Origin of the sequence: Novosphingobium rhizovicinum (assembly GCF_040813635.1) — a bacterium.
Lineage (GTDB): Bacteria > Pseudomonadota > Alphaproteobacteria > Sphingomonadales > Sphingomonadaceae > Novosphingobium > Novosphingobium rhizovicinum.
Genome location: NZ_JBFNXR010000028.1, coordinates 1 through 3,951 on the forward strand (window position 1 = coordinate 1; position 3,951 = coordinate 3,951).

4 protein-coding genes and 1 pseudogene are annotated in these 3,951 nt (G+C 59.7%); 3 read left to right on the top strand and 2 right to left on the bottom strand.

All coding sequences use genetic code 11. From position 1 onward, the window contains the following. The first annotated feature begins 64 nt into the window (after positions 1–64). A protein-coding gene (locus ABUH87_RS08490; RefSeq protein ID WP_367769135.1) for an IS3 family transposase occupies positions 65–1,236 on the top strand; the annotation gives its coding sequence in 2 pieces (ribosomal slippage) (positions 65–317 and positions 317–1,236; 1,173 coding nt in all). A gap of 33 nt (positions 1,237–1,269) precedes the next feature. Here ABUH87_RS08490 and ABUH87_RS08495 read toward each other — a convergent pair. Beyond that, a pseudogene (locus ABUH87_RS08495) lies at positions 1,270–1,455 on the bottom strand (transposase); the annotation flags it as partial. Positions 1,456–1,619: 164 nt separating this feature from the next. Between ABUH87_RS08495 and ABUH87_RS08500 the strand changes: the two are divergent. Beyond that, complete coding sequence (locus ABUH87_RS08500) at positions 1,620–2,498, top strand: FkbM family methyltransferase (RefSeq protein ID WP_367772484.1); 879 nt, start codon at positions 1,620–1,622, stop codon at positions 2,496–2,498. 106 nt (positions 2,499–2,604) lie between these two features. Here ABUH87_RS08500 and ABUH87_RS08505 read toward each other — a convergent pair whose 3' ends face one another. Continuing rightward, positions 2,605–2,745 (bottom strand): hypothetical protein, encoded by a 141-nt coding sequence (locus ABUH87_RS08505; RefSeq protein WP_367772487.1) that lies wholly within the window; start codon positions 2,743–2,745, stop codon positions 2,605–2,607. Positions 2,746–2,989: 244 nt separating this feature from the next. On the opposite strand from ABUH87_RS08505, the gene ABUH87_RS08510 reads away from it, so the two are divergent. Further along, a protein-coding gene (locus ABUH87_RS08510; protein WP_367767720.1) for an IS630 family transposase occupies positions 2,990–3,936 on the top strand; the annotation gives its coding sequence in 2 pieces (ribosomal slippage) (positions 2,990–3,326 and positions 3,326–3,936; 948 coding nt in all). Positions 3,937–3,951: the final 15 nt, after the last annotated feature.

Genomic DNA, 3,951 nt, shown 5'->3' on the forward strand with positions numbered 1-3,951 from the left:
TGACCTGACCCCCTGATTTTCCTCCACGCTCGATTAGAGTCCGGTCCATGGAAGGACGGACGAGATGAAGCGTAAGAGGTTTTCAGAAGAGCAGATCATCGGCGTGCTGAAGGAAGCCGAGGCAGGGGCGAAGACCGCAGACCTGGCACGCCGGCACGGGGTGTCGGAAGCGACGATCTACAACTGGAAGTCGAAGTATGGCGGGCTCGAGGTATCCGAGGCTCGGCGGCTGAAGGCACTCGAGGACGAGAACGCGAAGCTCAAGCGGCTGCTGGCCGATGCGATGCTGGACCAGGCTGCGCTGAAGGATCTTCTGTCAAAAAAGTGGTGACGCCCGCCGCCAAGCGGGAAGCTGTGGCTCATCTCCGGGCCTGCCACGGGATGAGCGAGCGGCGGGCGTGCCGTGTCGTTGGTGCCGATCGCAAGGGCGTGCGCTACCGCTCGACGCGGGCCGACGATGCCGAATTGAGAGAGAAGCTGCGCGAGCTGGCGAACCAACGCCGGCGGTTCGGCTATCGCAGGCTGCATATCCTGCTGCGCCGGGAGGGCGTGATGATCAACCGGAAGAAGACCCAGCGGATCTATCGGGAGGAAGGACTGGCTGTCAGGCGGCGGCGCAGCCGCAGACGTGCGATCGGCGCGAGGGCGCCGGCACCGGTTCTGGCCCTGCCGAACCAACGCTGGAGCCTGGACTTCGTGCACGACCAGATGGCGTCGGGCCGGCGGTTCCGTGTGCTCAACGTCGTCGATGACGTGACCAGGGAGTGCCTGGCAGCGGTGCCGGACACGTCGATCTCCGGGCGCCGGGTGGTGCGCGAGCTGACCGAGCTGATCGCGAAGCGTGGCAAGCCGGGGATGATCGTCAGCGATAACGGCACGGAACTGACCTCCAACGCCGTGCTGGCATGGTGCGGGGAAATTGGCGTGGAGTGGCACTACATCGCGCCCGGCAAGCCGATGCAGAACGGCTATGTCGAGAGCTTCAACGGCCGCATGCGCGATGAGCTGCTCAATGAGACGCTCTTCCTCAGCCTCGATCACGCCCGCGCCGAGATCGCCGCGTGGGTGGAAGACTACAACCGGGAGAGGCCGCACTCGGCCCTTGGATACGACACCCCGGCGGCGTTCGCCGCCGAACTGCAACAGCAATGGCCTGCTCCGCTACGCCCTACGGGCTCCGCTGCGCAGCCCATTGCTTCAACCGCGCTCATGCGCAAAACAACCGCCCGGCTCTAATCCCAGCTGGAGGAAAGCTGGGGGTCAGGTCAAGACCGTTGTTGCCGGCCCATACTCCGCAGGACAATCAGCCCAACGGCCGCCACACTTGAGCATGTGTACGATGCCAGAGATCACCCGCCGGTCATCGACCCGCCGCACTCTGGGCTGGTTCTTCGGCAGGTGAGGCTCAATCGCACCCCATGCTTCATCCGACAACCAGAACAACGAACGCGACATCTCAAAAGGCCTCCTGCTTCAGCGGAGACTCCCTGAATCAATGTGCGCGCTGATTTTCAAGAGGCTGATTGAGTTTGGACCCTAGTCATCACAGAACGAAAATGGCATCAAAGATATAGTAAAAATTACGGGAATATAGATGTTGGGTTTTTAGGGGGGTGCTCATGGCAGCGAAAGTGAGAGGGTTAGGAAGGGTTGTTGGCGACCGATATGCAATGATGCTTTTCTCGCTTTTGCGGAAGCGAGCGGAGCGTGAGCCCGATTTTAGAGGGATTGTGGTTCCGATTGACGATCTAATTGGGCACAATCTCATAGCAACCGGTCGCTTTGAATCCACGCAAATTGACGCTGTCTACACTCTGCTCGCAAATCCAACCTTAGCAGGTCGTGCTCAATCAGGCAGATTCGTAGACGTAGGTGCAAATATTGGCTTGTACAGCTTGGCGTTTTCAAGCCATTTCCTTTCGACCCTTGCAATAGAAGCTAACCCTCACACCTTTTTAGTTCTCAAAGCCAATCTGGCCTTACGTCACAAGGACGAGGTCACCGCTGTATGTGTCGGAGCATCAAACACGACTGCTGAGGCTGAGATCCATGTTCCGCTTAATGGAAATCTCGGATGGGCAACGTTAAATGCCGCTCACCACAAGATTCCCACCCAGTCACTTCCTGTAATCGTAAGGCCTCTTGACGACATAATAAAAGAGAATAGGGGGCCTAGAGTAGAGTTGCTTAAGATAGATGTTGAAGGACATGAGCCGAAAGTTTTTGAGGGCGCCTCACGAACATTGAACGTTGACGGGCCGATCGTGATGTTTGAGGTTTTAGATGCGGATGCTGGGGAGAGATGTTCACAGATCCTGCGGGACTGTGGGTATTCTCATTTCTATACCTTTCGCCGTGACTGGCCAACGGGTAGCAACAAGTTCAATCGAATGTGGCGTGGCTGGCGCTCGGGCTTGCCTGTTCTGATTGAAGCGCTTCGCCCGGGCAGTATGCATAAGGCACCGCTAGTTTGTGCGGCAAAATCACCTATAGCTTGATGTTTACCCGCGATTTCTTGCTGCGTTGCTCCCCATGCGTAATTGCTCACGGGGTTGGCAGGAATGTCTTGCGCTTGGGGCGATTGGCTGATTCACCCTACGGATGTCACCGCAGCCGCTTCATGTGCTGACCGAGGCCGAGAAGGACGAGTTGCTGCTCGCCCAGCACGAGATGATCGGGATCGCCCGCCGCACTCAGCGCCTCGTACCAGTCCGACAGATCAAAGAACCCCGGCTGACCTGCCATTCCGCGCCATCCTCATCGAGATGGGGAGATGGGGAGTGAATCATCTCAGGACAGAAAACGCGAGGGTCTTTGGAGCCGTCCGGCTTCCTCCTTCAAGCCCTCACACTGGGAATCTGCCCGAAATCGCGCCGCACTGTGAGAAGTCCGAGCTAGAGCGTTTTCTGACCGACCTGAATCGTGAGGGATTCCCAAGCCGTCGGAAATCTGATTCACGATGCTGGCTGGGGATGGAGGCCGGCATCAGATGGGTCAGCCACTTTCAATGGATCTGCGGTTGCGGTTGCTGGCGGCGATTGATGGCGGGATGAGCAGGCGGGCGGCTGCGGTGCGGTTTGGAGTAGCGCCTTCGACTGCGATCCGCTGGCAGGCTCAACGAACGGCGACCGGTAACTTCGCGCCCAAGCCCCAGGGCGGTGACATGCGCTCGCACCGGATTGAGGAGCGGCGCAACGAGGTGCTGGCGCTGTGGGAAGCGCAGCAGGACATCACACTCGACGAGTTGCGAGTGGCGCTGGCCGGCATCGGCCTTTCAGTCGCGAACTCGACGCTGCACCGCTTCTTCGCGCGCCACGGCATCACGCGGAAAAAAAGACCGGGCACGCGATCGAGCAGGACCGGCCCGACGTCCTGAGGCAGCGCCATGCCTGGTTCGATGGTCAGTGCGATCTCGATCCCAAACGCCTGGTGTTCATCGACGAGACCTGGACCGCGACCAACATGACCCGCAGCCATGGTCGTGCTCCGCGAGGTGAGCGGTTGCGGATGGGCTCCCCGCATGGTCACCGCAAGACCACGACGCTGGTCGCGGGACTGCGCATGAGCGGGATGATCGCGCCGATGGTGCTAGACGGGCCGATCAACGGCGAATGGTTCGAGGCCTATGTCCGCCAGGTGCTCGTGCCCGAACTCAGGCCGGGCGACATCGTCATCATGGACAATCTCTCCAGCCACAAGCGCGCATCAGTCCTCGCGATGATCGAGGACGCAGGCGCGTCTCTGCGCTTCCTCCCGCCCTACAGCCCCGACTTCAATCCGATCGAGAAGGCCTTCTCCCGTCTCAAGGCCATGCTCAGAAAAGCCGGCGAGCGCACCGTCTCCGGCCTCTGGAGCTTCATCGGAAAACTCGTCGATCTCTTCCGCCCCGACGAGTGCGCCAACTACTTCAGCTCATGCGGCTATGATCCAGACTGATCAGAATCCGCTCTA